This is a genomic window from Dendronalium phyllosphericum CENA369, assembly GCF_016056275.1.
Classification (GTDB): domain Bacteria; phylum Cyanobacteriota; class Cyanobacteriia; order Cyanobacteriales; family Nostocaceae; genus Dendronalium; species Dendronalium phyllosphericum.
This window is the reverse complement of record NZ_JAECZA010000080.1, coordinates 108715-125406: the sequence shown is the minus strand read 5'-3', so window position 1 is coordinate 125406 and position 16692 is coordinate 108715. Positions and strand designations below refer to the sequence as shown.

The following is a 16692-nucleotide window of genomic DNA, read 5'->3' as shown; positions in this document are numbered from 1 at the left end:
CTTAGTAATGATTGCCAATTTTGCGGTGATGGGCCGCAGTAAGCGCGTGGACGTTAGCAACTCGTCCAGTTTGAACGGTGCTATATATAACCCAATGATCTCCACAGTCCATGCGGCTAGTAATTTCACATTCCATGTAAGCTAAGGCTTCTGCAAGAATGGGAGATCCATTAGTAGCAGGATATGTCTTCACTCCCACAAAGCGATCTGCACCAGGAGCAAAGCGCTTGAGAAAATGTTTCATTAATCCTTGATATTTTCCTTCTTCTAAAACATTTAAAACAAAGCGATCGCCTACTTGCATAAAAGATTCAATTGCTCGTTCTTTAGATACAGCGATCGCTACTCCTAGAGGATTTAAACTTGCTTGGAGAACCCAAGAAGCGAACATTGCACTTTGAATCTCTCCTTTTTTGGCAGTAATAATATATAGCCCTGTGCTAATCCGCCCTAAAGCTTTTTCTAGCTCGGTATTGATAGATTTGATTTGTTTAATTGTGCGATCGCGGGTTAACAATTGCCCTATATCTGTTCCGGCTTCATCACAAAGTTGTTCTGTTGCTTGAGTCGGAATTTCCTTAACTAAAATTGGAGGAAACGCTTCAGTTAACCCTAGTTCTTGAAATTTATTGCGTAAGGGGTAAACAGGTTCATCTTCTCCCCCTCCCGATTCTAATAAACCAATGGTTTGCTTATTATGAGCCGCTGCTAAAATAGTACTCAAAGCAGCATGAGCATTTACCGAAGATTGAGGTGGCATTCCAATAACTAAACCAGAAGCTTGCGCGACTAATTCGCTAATTTCTTGAGGTTCGGCACTATTGAGTAGTACTAATTCTACCCCCACATCTGTTTTCGCACATCCATGTGCCACAGCACGTACTAATTGCTCGCTGTAACCATAATCTTCATGGTAAAATAGTGCTACTAATGTCTCTGTTTTAGCTTGTTCCAAACTCCAATTTTGATACAGTCCAAGCCATTCGGAAATATAGTGCTGTAGTAAAGGCCCGTGTCCTGTGGCAACTGTTCTTATATTTAATTTTTCGATTCGCTTTAAAGCTGCCAATACAGAACGCGCATTGGGAGACATCAGACAATCATAGTAATATTTAAAATCTTCTTCTATTGAAGATAAATTTTCATCAAAAGTGTGGTCATCACAGTAATGCATTCCAAACACATCACAGGTGTAAAGAATGCCAGTTTTATGGTCGTAAGTCAATATTGTGTCAGGCCAGTGTAAGTTTGGTGCAGAGATAAATTCTAATTCGTGTCCGTCGCCCAAATCTAAGCGCTCTCCACTTTTTACCACCAATGTTTTAAATGGCTGGTGAACCATATTTTCTAAAAATTGAATAGCTATTTTTGCGCCAACAACGGTAATAGCAGGAGCTAATTGTAAGATATCCTTGACCAAACCACTGTGATCTGGCTCTGTATGACTAATAATTAAATAGTCTATTTTAGCTGGATCGATTAATCCTAAAAGTATTTCTAGATATAACTGCTCAAACTTCCGATGAGAAGTGTCAACTAAGGCTATTTTTTCTGCTTGAATCAAGAAAGAATTATAGGTTGTCCCATTGCGTAAACCAAACTCTATATCAAAGCGGTCTCTATCCCAATCGAGACATCGAATAGCAGTTGTTTTGTCGGCAATTTCAACTGTTTGAATTGTTAACAGTCCAGAATTAGAAATACTTTGATTATTTTCTATGAGTGCAACCATTGGTCTTCTCCAAAATTTATTGTCTGGAGTGAATGTTCTTCTCTTTATATTTACTTAAAATTCTGATTTGGTAAAATGCCAATTTCTAAAGCTAATCATCAGTAAGTTTTATGCTTGATTACACTCGATTTACCATAGAAATTATCAATGTATATCATTACTGTTCTTCTCAAGAATGACCGTGTATGAGATGATAATCAGCTTGAGAAAGAATTTAATTTCAAACTACTGCCGCAGATTTAAATAGAGATTTCGATATTACTTCAATTGCGTTGTGTGGGTTTCCAAGGCACTCCTTGGGCGGCCGACTTGTTCTTAGCGTTCTCGTTCCCTCGTTCGCGTTAACGTCTCCGTAGGAGAAGAGGGTTTCCGCAGGGTAGGGTAGGAAGTGCCGCGGCGTTGAGTGCAAGTGGTATAGCAAAGTGCTAAGTGCTGAGTAGAAAACCGGTTACTTCAAGGCTTTGAGTTATCAACACAGTCCTAAAGGGTGTGACTACAGCTATATTAGATGCTTGGAAACCCCCATTCCCTATGAGAGAATGGGGGTAAAGGGGTTATACCCTTTCTCTAAAATCTGGCTACACATAAATCTCCGCGTCTCTCCGTCTCCGTGTCCCCGCGTCATTATCTGTTGCCTTCTTTTGGAGAATTGGTATTAAGTTCTCAGGGTAGGTGCAAATTTCTTCCCAATCCCTAAAGATTGCTTTCAATTAACTGGCGGTACTCGCTCTTTTGCTTAACGCCTTTGACTTCCTTCAACAGTTCCTTATTTTTAAACAATTGAACTGTTGGCGTTCCTGTCACATTAGCATTTTCGGCAATATCGCGGTCTCTGTCGATGTCAATTTCTACAAAGTGAATTTTGCCGTCAAATTCATCGACTACTTTATTTAAGATTGGCTTTAAGGTATGGCAAGGGCCGCAACCAGGAGATACATACTTAACAAGAAGTGGGCGATCGCTTTCGTGGAATAATTTCCGTAAAGCATAACCCCCTTCATGGCGTGTCGCCTGCAAATTAAATCCGGCTTCTTCCTCAGCTTCAGTTTTCCTTGCAGCTGGCTGATGCTCTAATTCATTATCTGCTGTTTCTGGTTTTTGATGGAATTCTTGAATCAAACCAGTGGAAGACAACCAGCGTTCTGCCAACATCGCCGCCATACAGCCAGTACCCGCAGCCGTAATTGCTTGACGAAATTCATGGTCTTGCACGTCGCCAGCAGCATAAACGCCTTCAACACTCGTTTCCACAGAACCGGGCTTAGTGACAACGTAACCCACTTCATCCAATTCTAGTTGCCCCTTAAATAAAGAGGTGTTAGGAGTGTGACCAACAGCGTAGAATAATCCTTTAGCGTCTAGTTGGCTTTCTTCACCAGTTTTGGTATTGCGGACTTTCACCCCTTGCATATGACCGTCACCGAAAATATCCACGGCTTCTGTGTTCCAATGCACTTGGATTTTCGGGTTATTCAAAACTCGGTCTTGCATAGCTTTAGAAGCCCGCATCTTATCAGAGCGTACTAACATATTTACCTTAGAACCATACTTGGTAAGGTAAATTGACTCTTCCGCCGCTGAGTCGCCAGCGCCAATCACAGCCAGTTCTGCACCGTGGAAAATTGGTGTTGCACCATCGCAAATCGCACAAGCCGAGATACCTCGACTCCAAAACTCATGTTCGTTAGGCAAACCCAGACGCTTTGCCGTTGCACCAGTGGCAATAATAATGCTGTTGGCTTTAACTTCCCTTTCTTGCGATCGCACAGTAAAAGGACGTTGACTCAAATCAACTGAAATGACATCCTCAGTATATAATTCCGCCCCCCAGCGCTCTGCTTGTGCTTTCATTCGATCCATCAGTTCGGGGCCAGTTATGCCTTGGGGAAACCCAGGAAAGTTTTCTACTTCCGTCGTTGTCATTAATTGTCCACCAGGCAACCCCCCAGCTTGGAAACCTTCAAAGACAACGGGTTTCAGGTTCGCTCGTCCTGCATAAATAGCGGCTGTATATCCTGCTGGCCCAGAACCAATGATCGCTAAGTTTTCTACAGTCGGGTTAGTCATAACAGCTATAAATGAACTCATAACGACTACGCTTAATATAACATAATGGAAGTGCGATCGCCAATTGGCAAAATCGGGAATACAAAACAAACAACTAAAGTCAAATGCTTTAAACTGGCAATATCAGGCGTTTTCAACTGTGTCTTAATTACGAATTACATTAGCGCATCGCAAGTCTTCGAGCGTCATTACAAATTAGCAGTGTTATGTCCTTCACCATTACAGACTTAGAGCAATTACAAACCGAGCATCCTGAATGGCAGATGGAGTTAGTAGATGGAAAAATTATAGTTATGGGGCCATCAGATTATGAGTCAGAGGAAATTGGCGGTCGTTTAATTACGTTTTTAAACAATTGGGTAATGTCGCGAAAGTTGGGGAGAGTAACCGGTTCTAGTGCAGGCTTTATCATACCTACCTTAGAAGGAGACGATTCTGAAAAAAGAAACCTACGTGCGCCAGATGTTTCTTTTGTTCGGGCTGACCGATTGAAAAAGACCAAGCGTGACTTTGTGGAGTTGGTTCCAGACTTGATGGTTGAGGTGAAGTCAAAAACAGACAGAATTAAGCCACTTGAAGAGAAAATTCAGTCATTTTTGCAGTTTGGATCTACAGTTGGTATTTTGATTGACCCTGACAAATTAACAGTAACAGTTTACCGACTTAACCAAATTCCAGTAGTGTTGGAGAATGGGGACAACCTGACACTACCCGACTTGCTTCCAGGTTGGGAATTAACAGTATCAGAACTGTGGCCACCTGAATTTGAATAAGTTACTCGACAATGAAATTAAGAATTTAGCCCTTGGTTAATATCGAGGGCTTAGTTATATTTGCACTCTGGATTGTGCAATCTTTTTTTGTTGTGGAAATTACGGAGATTGAATTTTAGGGGAAAAGTTTTTTACCAGAGGTGATAGATCGGCAATAGTCAGTGGGTAAGTTCTTTGTAGAGAACAGCGATCGCCTTCTACCCCCAAACTTCAGGAGAAACCCCATGCTCAAGCCAGAATTACAAGCAAAATTTATCCAACACCTCAACAACCGCAAGAATAAAGAAGAAGAAGGTTTTACCTTAATTGAATTGCTAGTAGTAGTAATTATTATCGGTGTATTAGCTGCGATCGCGTTGCCTTCGCTACTAGGTCAAGTTAACAAAGCCAAGCAATCAGAAGCTAGAAACTACACAGGTACAGCTAACCGTTCTCAACAAGCCTTCTTCTTGGAATATCAAAGGTTTGCCACTGACCTATCTGAATTGCAAGTAGGTATTAGAACACCATCTGATAATTACAGCTATGATATCCAAACTGGTGGTGGTGGTACTGTTGCTAGTGTTGCCCAATTTAGAGGAGTAGCTAATAAATCTGCACTTAAATCTTACTACGGTTTAGTAGGTACGATTTTGGGAAGTAGTGCTACCTCTGAGGCTCTAACAGTAGCAATAGCATGTGAATCCAAAGCTCCTTCTCAGTCAGTAACTGCCATCACTACATTTTCTACATTATGCGACTCGACAAATTACGTCTCTTTGTCTAGATAAAAGAAATACAAGGGTTTTACTGCTCAGAAATATGAGCAGTTTAATACCAAAGTTTTGTTTAATTGGGTAATGTGTAAAACACTACCCAATTTTTGCAATTTGTTCATTCTGAAATTGCTTTTCTCATGAATTTTTCTATACCTCTAATATTTGAAATTTAACTATGCTCTCTTTAACTTCCCCAACTCAGTGGCATCAGCGTGCGGAGAAATATTTCCTAGCAGGAAATTATAACCAGGCTGCTAGTATATATGAAGAAGCCATTACTATAGAACCTGATTTTAAATCCTACTATTGGTATCTGGGATTAATCTTATTGTTGCAGGGGCAAGATGTAGAAGCACAAACAACTTGGTTAATGGCGCTAATGGAAGGAGAGCCAGAACAAGTTGAAGCTTGGAATAGTGAATTAGTCAAAATCTTGCAAACAGAAGTTCAAAGGCGAGAAATTCTGGAAGAATATGCAATTGCTGAGAAAATTCGCCAAACTATTAAAGAAATTTATCCTCAAGACATTCACAATTTATTAAATTTACTACAGTTATTTATCAAGCTAGAAAATTATACAGATCAAGATTTACATGAACTGGGGATAATTAAAATTCTCCAATCTGAGCCAAGGGTGGAAGTCAACTTAGAACTTTTGATGGAAGCCCTAGAAAGCGTTTTAGATCATGCACCTGCTCATCCTTCAACCCTAGAGTTTGTCGAAGCTTGTTTACCATATTGCAAAGACAACACCCAAACTTTACTAATTACTTTGCTCCCAGCCGCCTTAGACATTGGTTATTCTCAAAAACAATATGAAATAGCAGTGCAGTTATGTGAACTTTATTTACAGATCAGCCCTAATAATGCAGAAGTTATAGGTCATTTAGCTAGCCTTTATCAAAATGCGGCTCAATATGAAAAGGGCATAGAAACTGCTAAGTTATTTTTTTTCTTAGTGGAAGAATTAGCCGATAAAGTTTTTGCAAATCGTCAGATACTACGGGGATTAATGACAGCAGGTGGGTATTGGGAAGAATCTTGTCTTATGCATAATAGGCAAGAATTATTAGTTAAAATGCTCATAGAAGAAAACCCTACGCAACTTGATTCTGCTAGAGTAGCTAGATTATATAATGCTAATTTTTCTACTCCATATATTGAAGATAATCCCATAAAGAATCGCAGCATTCAAAACCAGTTAATGCAGATTTGTCAAGCAAACATAGTCAACTATGCTAGAGAACAAGTAAATCAATATTTTCAGGGCAATTTAGAAAGAAAAAAGCAAAATAAACCTATCAAGAAAATAAATATAGGATATCTATCACATTGCCTAAGAAGTCATTCTGTGGGTTGGTTAGCACGATGGTTATTTCAGCATCATGACCGAGATAAGTTTCAAGTCAATGGTTATTTTATTAATACTAATCCCCTATACGATCCATTACATGAATGGTATCTCACAAAAGTTGATAAAAGTTATAAATCAAATAAGTCTTTGCAACTTGCAGAACAAATTTATCAGGATGAGATAGATATTTTAATTGACTTAGATAGTATTACCTTAGATACTACTTGTGACGTTATATCCCTTAAACCTGCACCTGTTCAAGTTACTTGGTTAGGTTGGGATGCTTCAGGAATTCCAGCAGTAGATTATTTTATTGCCGACCCCTACGTTTTACCAGAATCAGCCCAAGAACACTATAGTGAAAGAATTTGGCGTTTGCCTCAAACCTATGTTGCGGTAGATGGTTTTGAGGTGAGTGTACCTACAGTCCGTCGCGATCAATTAGAAATTCCTGACGATGCAGTAATCTATCTCTGTGGACAAAGAGGCTTTAAGCGCCACCCAGATATCACAAGACTCCAATTAAAGATTCTTAAAGAAGTTCCTAATAGTTATTTCTTGATTAAAGGAATATCTGACGAAGAATCTATTAAAAACTTTTTTGAAGAATTAGCAGAAAAAGAAGGCATAGATTCTTCAAAACTGCGATTTCTCCCAATTGTGTATTCTGAATCAGTTCACCGAGCTAATTTAGGCATTGCCGATGTAGTGTTAGATACTTATCCCTACAATGGAGCTACAACAACCCTAGAAACCCTATGGATGTGCATTCCTATGGTGACACGAGTAGGGGATCAATTTGCTGCACGTAATAGCTATACCATGATGATGAATGCAGGTATCACAGAAGGCATTGCTTGGACTGATGAAGAATATGTAGAATGGGGTATTCGCTTAGGTAAGGATGAAGCTTTAAGACAGCAAATTGCTTGGAAATTGAAACAATCAAGAAAAACATCACCTCTATGGAATGGTAAGCAATTTACCCGTGAAATGGAGACAGCCTACGAGCAAATGTGGCAAAGGTATATTGAAGGATAGTTCGTAGTGAGGACTTTAGCCCTCAAAATCAGCCATTGCTGAGGGCTAAAGTCCTTACTACAAATTTCAAAAAAAGATGTTGTGCTAGATTTCCAGTCTCTTTCTATGAATAAATTGATAGAGCATGTAATGAGTTAATTCCAGACACTTTGTAAGTTTAAACTAAAACCAACTAATATATCCTCTCCAGATAGACATATAGGAGACTCCAATACGTCTTTTGGTTGTCCTAAGCGATAAATTTCAACTCGACGTGCTTTTCTGTCAATAAGCCAACCTAGCTTTACTCTCGCGTTCATATATTCTTGCATTTTGGCTTGTGTTTCACTCAAGCTATCAGATGAAGACATTAGCTCTAAAACAAAATCGGGAGCGATGGGAGGAAATTTTTCCCTTTGTTATACTGAAAGAGCGTTCCATCTACTATCTTCTATCCAAGATACATCTGGAGAGCGATTTGAACCATTGGAAAGTTTAAAACAAGTGGAGGAATCGAAGACTTCACCAAGTTGTGTTTGTTCGTTCCACACAACAAATTTTAACAAATTTTGCTGTGATTTTAGCGTTACGTTTTCCAGTTTCTCCCCCTGTAGGTGGCATTACTATCAACTCTCCGTTGGCGTTGCGCCCAAATTTGATATCAGGATTATCCCTACATAGCTGATAAAATTGGTCGTTGCTAAGTCTGACGATATTGTTAAAGTTAATGGTAATCGCGGTCATGGCAACATAACCTATGAGTTTAACACTCCCCTGCTTAAAAATTCGGGTAATCTCAGTTCGACGAAGCTACAGGTTAGTAGTGAGGGCTGAAGCCATCAAAATAATTTTCTATTAGGTACTGAAGTGCTTATTACAAACACTATAAGTCATCTCAATCTCTACGAGAATTGCAATGAGAAATCCAGGTAATATTATTCATAATGAATAGCTTAATCGTTTCAAGAATACCAAATTTTTCGTTTAGTAACATCGTCTTCAATATTCCAAGACGGTTCAATTAAGGATAATTGTAGATTGGGTAGAGTGATATCGAAACCTAATAAAGTCACATAATGTTGTGTTTCGTTACTCAAAGCAACCTACCGAAATCAGTTTTTAGCTTGGATTATTTTATAGCAATTAGCTAGTGCTTAGTGTATGAGAATTATACTTAAAAACGAAAAACAGCAATTACGGATATACCTCTGAACTTTTAATGAAATGGTTATACTCAGATATAATTGGTGAAATAAGATAACTATATTTATCAGGAAAAGCAATTATATCCGTATAGTAAAAAGTATTATTTTCTGTATGTACATTATTTAATAAATACTCATTAATCTGTTCTACAAATAATGATGAACATCCATAAAATAAAGGGTTTCCAAAATTATCCATAATAATATATTTTTCATAATTTATTTTTGATAATTTATTAAGCAATTTTTTTGCACTTTCTATATCTTTTAGAGATGAAATTTCATTTTCCCAATATAATATAGGGCGATGTTCTTCTATAATATCTATAGAAGATAATAAAATCTCATAATCAAACCCATCAGTGTCAGTTTTAAAAAGAATACATTTGCCTAAATTAATATTATTAATAATAATTTTTAAAGAATCTGATTTTACAACTTTATTCTCATTTACTACTGCTCTCACTGTGCCTTTACTCTTTACTAATTCTATATTTTCATAATCATTTCCTGATATAAAAGAATTTAACAAAATAGTTCTCTGCTTATATTTTGAAAGATTATACTCCATAATATCAAAAAATTCTTTATCTGCTTCTATACATAGAATAGGATTTAAGCAATATTGTAGTAGCAGAGCAGTTGTATCGCCAACATTTGCTCCAATATCAATTATAAAATCTTGACTATTTGGTAAATATTTAGCTACAACACCAATGAACTTATCATAAAGTCTAAACCTATTTTGATACTGTGGCAAAGCATGATCGCAAGGAAGACTTATTGGTATTTGTTTAATATTATATGTAACAAGATTTCTAAATAATTCCTCGTTAATGTATTTTTCTTGTGTTGATATAATATGTAGTTGCTTATTTAAGCTATCAATTTGGTAAGATAGTAACTTATTTACTAGTATTTGTATTGAAGCTTCTTTAGCTTCATGTTCCAAAATAATTCTGGCATAAATATGAGGAAGTAAAGCCTTCCACTGAATATCAGTCATATTTTCTAGGAGAGAAATTTCTAATTTTTCGGTCACATCTAAATTCTCTTGCATCAATAAATTCATAGTCACAGCCGATAAAAATAGTTTAACATCATCAACATTAACATTATTAATGTTTATTAGTAATGTAGTTTTTTCATTATCAGGATGAGATGCTATTGTCTTAATTACTTGTTCTAATTCTAAACCTATTAATTCTTCTGATTGCGACCAGTCAGGAAAAATAATTAAGTTAATATCTCTTAAACATAAATTTTGACTCATATTAGCTGCAAAATAATTATTGAAACTTTTTTGGAATAGGCTTCCTATTTTAGCTGAGTAAGAGCGGTTATCTATAAAACTAGGATTAACCTTCATTTTTTCTTTGATTTCGGTGCTCTTTTGTTGACGTAATTCAGGATTAGTACCCAGTGCAATCGCTAGTTTAATATAAGCTTCTTCATGATTAGTAATTAAATCAAATATTCCTAGTTCTCGCAGAAGTGATGCCCCCTTGCGAGAGCGAGAAGGTTCTGTTTCCCTTACCACCGTTGGTAAAGCTATTTCTAGCGGATCTATGAGCGAAGTCATACCGGAGTAAGGATAGGAATCTAAGTAAATGTCGCTCAGTTTCAAACGTTCTTTAACATCAGCACGGTTTGCTGCTGGTTCAAGAATGAGCAATCTATCTTCACTCAAACCATATTTAGCAAAAGTATTGACTATACGCTTACGAAAAGCAGTACAAGGATAGGAAGATGACCAGTTAGGATTAAACGGATAAAGTAAAAGTACAGAATTAGGTACATTGGCAATTATCTTTGCCCAAGTTACTTCTTGCTCTGGAATTATTTTGTAGTAATTAGCTCCAGAAGCATAAACTACAGCGTTTTTATTAATCCCCAAACTTTCCCGGTAAATATTTTTTGTAGCAAGTATTTGTTCTTCTGTTGCAAAATCAAAACATTGGGGAGGACAATCTAATGTAATTAACTTTTCCGTATAATGTTGTTGGGCGTTCTCTTCAATTTCAGAAAGCTTACTCGAAATATAGTAATCTATATGACGCATACCTGTTGTTACAGGTGAATTAGCATCAACTATCTGGATTCGAGCTAACCTATGCAAAGAAAGCAAAGTAATTTGATGAGTAACTGCTGTAATGTTTGTAGCAATGAACAAAATATCAAGGTCTACTTCTCGGATAGCTTGCACTTGAGTGACTAAATCTGTTGGAAGTTTTATAATACTGTCTGCATGGCCAAAGCAATATCGTTCTAAACGATGATTGTTTGTATGAAGAGTAAAAAGTATTACTTCAAATAAATCTCTGTTTAAGTATTTATATACTGACAAAGCTGCAAAAGTTTCTGTTTGTGGAAGAAAATGGCTAGCAAGAATGCCCAGCTTAATTTTTTTTCTTTCAGGAGGTCTTTCTGGAAAATAGTAGTCAACAATAGTAGCAGTAGCGCATTTTTGCAAATAAGTCTCAATGATATCTGCCCGTTTAATATAGATATCCTTTAAATTTTCTTTGTTAAAATACAAAGGAATAAAATTAGCCATTTTGGTAAAATACTCAGCAGTATATTGCCAAAAATCAGACTCAGAATTATGGATGATATTTGTGTGTAAATAATTAACCCATTTTTTCATATACTGATAGTAATTATCTACTTCATCTATCTCCTGAAAATAAAGAGGAGATTTTAAAGTAAATTCAAGATAGTCAGATAGTAACCAGTTAGGAATCTGAGTTAGATCGGATACTAAAGGTAACTGATGAGGACGATAGTAGAGCATTGCTACTAACAGATATTGAACAGCATTCGATTCATCAAATCCTTTAGCAACTTTTACTAATACTTCAGCGATAAAGTTCTGTTCAAGTTCTGTCAGTGGTTCATGCTTCATACCACTATTTAATAGTGTTTGATAGGCTTCACCATATTTTGTTTTGTATAATTTCTCAATCTGATTTTTTTCTATGTTCAGCAATAATTCAGCTATCTGCTTTCTTAATAGACGTAATTGATCTAGATCGTACTGAGAAATATTATCTTGTTGATATTTATCTACCAAATCGTTTAATTTATTGGTTAGTTGATAATTTTTTATAAAAATATCAATTGTAACTTCTTCTATTAACCTATTTGATTCGATCTCATTCTTAAGTATTTGTCTCCAATTTGCTACTGCCTGTTTATTTTCGTGTGATAAAATAATTCTTGCTGTAACACGACATAGTAAGGCTGTCCATTGAACATTAGATAAAAACCCTAATAAAGAAATTTCCAATCCTTCATTAACATCTAAATCTTCTTGCATAAGCAAATTCATAGTCACACTTGATAGCAAGATTGCGGCATCTTCGCCACTAATATCACTTGTGTCGATAATTAATGTAATCTTTTGTTCATTAGAATACTCAGCTAAGGCTTTAATTACTCTTTCTAAATCTAAGCTGATTAATTCTTCTAATTGCGACCAATCTGGAAAAATAATTAAATTAATCTCATTAAGGTTTAAATGTAGGATAGAAGCATCAATAAGGGCAGCACTTACAGTATTAGCCATTGTTGACCAAGAGAACTTTTTAGCTTGTGCTAAACCTGCAGTAATTAACGATTGACGAACACTTGGTTTTTGTACTTCGCAAAGTGCATTTGCTAGCCCATGTACATCATCATCATTGACATATATCGCCGCTTCTCCAGCTACTTCTGGAATTGAGGAATTAGGACAAGTAATTACAGGACAGCCACAAGCCATTGCTTCAATTAAAGGCATCCCAAAACCTTCATATATAGAAGAATAAACTAGTGCCACAGCGCCAGAATAAGCTGTTGCTAATTCTTCATCGCTGAGTTGTATATTATGAACAATACTACCCCATGTATATTTTCTAAAATCAGATGTTAATATACTGCTACTTCCTGTCAAGATAATCTCAAATCCATTGCTGTTATAAAGTTGTGAAAAAGCTTGAAAAAATAAAATAACATTTTTATTAGGGCTGCCAGCACCTACCAAAAGGAAGTAAGGTTTAGTAATCCCATACTTCGCCTTAAATAAATTGATGTTTTCCTGGGATATTGGTGAAAAAATTTTATGATTAACTCCATTTTTAGCAATTATTATAGAGTCTAATGAAATGTGTGGAAAACATTTTACTAAGTCCTTAGCTGTATTTTCTGAAACAGCGATGTATGCTGATGCATGTTTAATCCCATAATGTTTTTCTTGCCACATAGGATTCTCTAAATTCCATCCCAAAAGTTCTGGAATCATGTCATGCGCCATGAATACTGAAGATGTTGTAATGGGCGTTGTATAGTAAGAAGAAATAAATAAATCTGCATCTTCTTCATTACACACTTGCTGGAGCATTGCTCGATCAGCATCAGTGTTATTGTAGTTATAGGATGGTACAATACGATACTTCACACCATGAATTTTAGGTGCAGTTCCAGTGCGGTCAAGCACAATGATATATTTGGAAAATCCGTTGATTACCCATTCTTCTAATAAAGATTTCCAGACACGAGCTATACCTGTTTGGTTAAGTTGAAAAAATACTCCGTCTATTATTACTGTTAAATTTTTCATATTAGGGTAATTGACCTCTTAATTAGAACTTATAAAATTAGAATTATGACGAATAATAAATGATAAAACTGCTTTTAAATAATCACATAAAAGTAGAGACTTTTTTGTCTGAATAAAACTACAATGGTAACATTGAAAATAATCAACTTTATACTTACCTATTAAAATTACTTGAGTATAATTATAAAAATCAAACTCATAAACTTTACATTAATATGCATATAATTATCAGTTTTTTTAATAGCGCTGGCGTAAGATTTATTAAAACTAAAAACTTATTAGCGATCGCCCTCTCTTTCTTGCTTCTTCATCTGTTCCAAAAGCATTTTATAATCTTGCCTGTTAGGATACTGTTTCACCAACTTCTCTAAAAGTTCTACAGAACCCTTAATATCCTTCAACTGCAACCGGAGTAAAGATAGCTTCTCTAGTGCAACTTGGTTGTTTGGTTCTCGCTGCAAAACCAACTCATAGCCCCGTGCCTGATGTTCTAATAAAGACTCAGTATATACAACAGTTGGTTGATGCGGTTGACTAGCATATTGTATTAAATGAATTACACCAAATCCCGCAGAACCTACGAAAGATATAATTGACACAATCGATAAAAGCCTTTTTTTCCTTTCAATCTTCTTAGCACGGGCGGTAAGGTAGTCTTCAGCAGAATTAGACATATCTTAATGGTTACTGTAGTAAATACTGAAGTAACAGCAATCTCTAGTTATGAGAATACCCACCACTGAGCAGAAACTAACATTTAAAACTACAAATTTTTCACACTTAGGTGATGCTGAATATGAAAAAATGCTAATACATCACTAAAAAGGTATACTAGTCAACGACTTTCGGTATTTTTACAATTTCAAAAATAACCTCAGAATAAGTACTGTATACAACTAAGTATTAATAGTTACTTTTTTATAGTTTGAGCGTTAAGCTGTTGTGCCAAGTTCTTAAATATTTCGCTTTTAGAGAAAAACCATCGATTTTTTCCTTGCCTCTAGCCAAAGAAGGAAATTAATACATCTGCGCTAAATATCTAGAAAAAAATTAAATATATATAAAGATTTCTAATGATTTTGTCTAAGCTTGGATATTTGCGATATCGTATATAACGTTATAAATATGTACTAAAGACATTCCTTCTCCATTGCACAAAAACCTTCAAAATAGTCCAGATTTTATGGTTGTTCCACCATGACCTGGATTCTGGTATCTACAAAAAATTAAAACTTTACATGTCATCCCTACCGATGCTGTCAGTGCAACTTTATAGAGCCACTAGTTTTGACGATCGCCATCCACGATAGCAACTCGGAAAAATATTCAGTTTTGTGGTGGTAATTACCGTACAATACCGATTTGTCGGCAAATAAGTAGAGTTTGTTATGGTATATTTAAAAAGTTAAGACTAGCTTTGCCAATTACAACACTCTACGCATCGGTGACAATTGCGAAACGGAAAGCAGTTTTGATTAAGCATTTACCAAATAAAATCTGAATTGAACTTAGGTTATGACTCAGCAAGTGATTCTTCACCCTATGGTGAAATTGCAACGTAATGTGCAATCACTCGTAGAATCCAATATTATCAAGCCAACTGATAGCATTTGGAAGATTGCCTTACTCTATGGCAATGATTGGCAGCACTGGAAACAGGAACTGCTAGATTTTGGGTTTAGTATGCAAGACCCAATTAGCGAATTACTAGCCGTAGAAGCGTGGGACGAAGAGTAGCGATTGGGGACTGGGGATTAGGGATTGGGAAAAAGGATTGAGAATTAGGGAAGCTAAACAAGGTTCTTACCTTTTCCCTATTGTCCTCAGTTTCCATTGCTTCTAATCCCCAAATCAAGTTCCAAATTAATTTCCCAGTTACCAGTCACCAATCCCTCTATTTACAAGCAGCTAAAGCCCCAGCCAGTTCTTTGGCAGTCTGATAGCGATCGCGTGGCAGTTGTTCGGTAACGCGGTCGATAATCGCTCTTAACTGGGGCGTAATTGTCGGAATACTTGTTACATCAAAGCGGAAATTTCGCCCTCGTTGGCGATAAAACTTGAAAGGGTTTTCGCCTGTCAAGAGAAAAATCAGCGTTGGCCCAATGGCATACAAATCAGATTGCGTCACGGGTTGTCCCCGTTCTTGTTCGGGAGCGCAGTAACCCTCCGCACCAATACGAGTACCCGGTGTCGTACCAATTTCCTTCACAGCACCAAAATCCAACACTACTATCTGATTATTAGAATTTCGCACCATCAAATTAGCGGGTTTAATATCGCGGTGGATTAGTGGTGGCTCTTGGCTGTGTAAATAATCTAATATGTCACAGGTTTGGATCGTCCAAGCGATCGCTTGATTCGGTGTTACCGGGCCTGTGGCATATACCCGCTTTTCCAAATCTTGTCCGTGGACTAATTCCATTGCCAAGTATTTTTTACCGCCTTCTACAAAAAAATCGTAATACTTGGGAATTCCAGGATGATTCAGAGATTTGAGCGTGTACGCCTCCCGCTCAAATAATTCTTGGGCTTTGGCAATTTTAGCCATATCAGCATTCATTTGCTTCAACACCAAAAGTTGTGGATGTGCTGCCATCACAGCTGCTGCATCCCAAGCTAAATAAGTAGTACCCATCCCTCCCTGTCCTAGGGTTTGCAACACCTGATAGTGGCGAATTGTTTGTTGTACTGTTAAAGGTTGACCGCAGTGGATGCAAAACAGATTTTTGGGAGAATTACCTTCGTGGGTGCAGGTGTGGGATAAACTGGCAGGCAGCCAATTCTCCTGACCTGCTATCTCCGGAATTTGGAATAGCAACATTGGCCCTCCTTGTGCCAGTTGTAGGAGGGAATTATTTGGCAACGGACTTTGCAGCACAAGAACGCCGTTGAGAAAAGTACCATTTGTGCCTTGACTAGTTACTTGCCAAGAACCACCATCGCTGCCATCACTAATTTGCTTCAATTCTAGATGATGTCGAGAAACCAAACTATCAGTTAAAACAATATGATTGTCAGCCGCTCGACCAATCTTGATCGCGGAGGAATTCTCAAAACTCCAATGCTGGAGCGGTGTCTTTTGTTGCGGTTCTAACAGGGTCAGAGTAACCACAATGCAACCCTAAAAAATAAAAGTATAAAGAATTTAGTTGTCGTAGAGACGCGATTAATCCTTGTCTGTAC

At 36.9% G+C, this 16692-nt stretch carries 8 protein-coding genes and 2 pseudogenes; 4 read left to right on the top strand and 6 right to left on the bottom strand.

Annotated features, from left to right (window positions below):
- Nucleotide 1: 1 nt before the first annotated feature.
- Nucleotides 2-1732, bottom strand: coding sequence for a diflavin flavoprotein (locus I8752_RS17030; protein WP_214433489.1), 1731 nt, complete (start codon nucleotides 1730-1732; stop codon nucleotides 2-4).
- A 693-nt stretch (nucleotides 1733-2425) separates the two neighbouring features.
- Nucleotides 2426-3799 (bottom strand): thioredoxin-disulfide reductase, encoded by a 1374-nt coding sequence (trxB, locus tag I8752_RS17025; protein WP_225895712.1) that lies wholly within the window; start codon nucleotides 3797-3799, stop codon nucleotides 2426-2428.
- Between the two features lie 206 nt (nucleotides 3800-4005).
- On the opposite strand from trxB, the gene I8752_RS17020 reads away from it, so the two are divergent.
- The 3 genes from I8752_RS17020 (at nucleotide 4006) to I8752_RS17010 (ending at nucleotide 7725) form a co-directional block, all read left to right on the top strand.
- The gene (locus I8752_RS17020) at nucleotides 4006-4572 is read left to right on the top strand and encodes a Uma2 family endonuclease (RefSeq protein WP_214433487.1); all 567 of its coding nucleotides are present in this window, start codon (nucleotides 4006-4008) and stop codon (nucleotides 4570-4572) included.
- Between the two features lie 224 nt (nucleotides 4573-4796).
- Nucleotides 4797-5342, top strand: coding sequence for a type IV pilin-like G/H family protein (locus I8752_RS17015; RefSeq protein ID WP_214433486.1), 546 nt, complete (start codon nucleotides 4797-4799; stop codon nucleotides 5340-5342).
- 163 nt (nucleotides 5343-5505) lie between these two features.
- Nucleotides 5506-7725 (top strand): O-linked N-acetylglucosamine transferase, SPINDLY family protein, encoded by a 2220-nt coding sequence (locus tag I8752_RS17010; protein WP_214433485.1) that lies wholly within the window; start codon nucleotides 5506-5508, stop codon nucleotides 7723-7725.
- Between the two features lie 134 nt (nucleotides 7726-7859).
- Here the strand turns inward: I8752_RS17010 and I8752_RS17005 are convergent.
- From I8752_RS17005 to I8752_RS16995, 3 genes and pseudogenes are all read right to left on the bottom strand, one after another.
- Nucleotides 7860-8448, bottom strand: a pseudogene (locus tag I8752_RS17005) (Uma2 family endonuclease).
- 450 nt (nucleotides 8449-8898) lie between these two features.
- A pseudogene (locus I8752_RS38410) lies at nucleotides 8899-13497 on the bottom strand (FkbM family methyltransferase); the annotation flags it as partial.
- A 290-nt stretch (nucleotides 13498-13787) separates the two neighbouring features.
- A complete protein-coding gene (locus tag I8752_RS16995; protein ID WP_214433483.1) occupies nucleotides 13788-14183 on the bottom strand; it encodes a tetratricopeptide repeat protein in 396 nt (131 codons plus the stop codon).
- 841 nt (nucleotides 14184-15024) lie between these two features.
- Between I8752_RS16995 and I8752_RS16990 the strand changes: the two genes are divergently transcribed.
- Complete coding sequence (locus tag I8752_RS16990) at nucleotides 15025-15246, top strand: DUF4327 family protein (protein WP_214433482.1); 222 nt, start codon at nucleotides 15025-15027, stop codon at nucleotides 15244-15246.
- Nucleotides 15247-15403: 157 nt separating this feature from the next.
- On the opposite strand, the gene I8752_RS16985 is transcribed toward I8752_RS16990, so the two are convergent.
- Nucleotides 15404-16621 carry a protein kinase domain-containing protein gene (locus tag I8752_RS16985; RefSeq protein WP_214433481.1) on the bottom strand — a complete coding sequence of 406 codons (1218 nt, stop codon included), beginning with the start codon at nucleotides 16619-16621 and terminating at the stop codon, nucleotides 15404-15406.
- Nucleotides 16622-16692 lie beyond the last annotated feature (71 nt).

Coding starts and splice junctions, on each gene's coding strand:
- I8752_RS17015 (WP_214433486.1), top strand. CDS start 4,797: ATGCTCAAGCCAGAATTACAAGCAAAATTTATCCAACACCTCAACAAC.
- I8752_RS17010 (WP_214433485.1), top strand. CDS start 5,506: ATGCTCTCTTTAACTTCCCCAACTCAGTGGCATCAGCGTGCGGAGAAA.
- trxB (WP_225895712.1), bottom strand. CDS start 3,799: ATGACTAACCCGACTGTAGAAAACTTAGCGATCATTGGTTCTGGGCCA.
- I8752_RS17030 (WP_214433489.1), bottom strand. CDS start 1,732: ATGGTTGCACTCATAGAAAATAATCAAAGTATTTCTAATTCTGGACTG.
- I8752_RS17020 (WP_214433487.1), top strand. CDS start 4,006: ATGTCCTTCACCATTACAGACTTAGAGCAATTACAAACCGAGCATCCT.
- I8752_RS16990 (WP_214433482.1), top strand. CDS start 15,025: ATGACTCAGCAAGTGATTCTTCACCCTATGGTGAAATTGCAACGTAAT.
- I8752_RS16995 (WP_214433483.1), bottom strand. CDS start 14,183: ATGTCTAATTCTGCTGAAGACTACCTTACCGCCCGTGCTAAGAAGATT.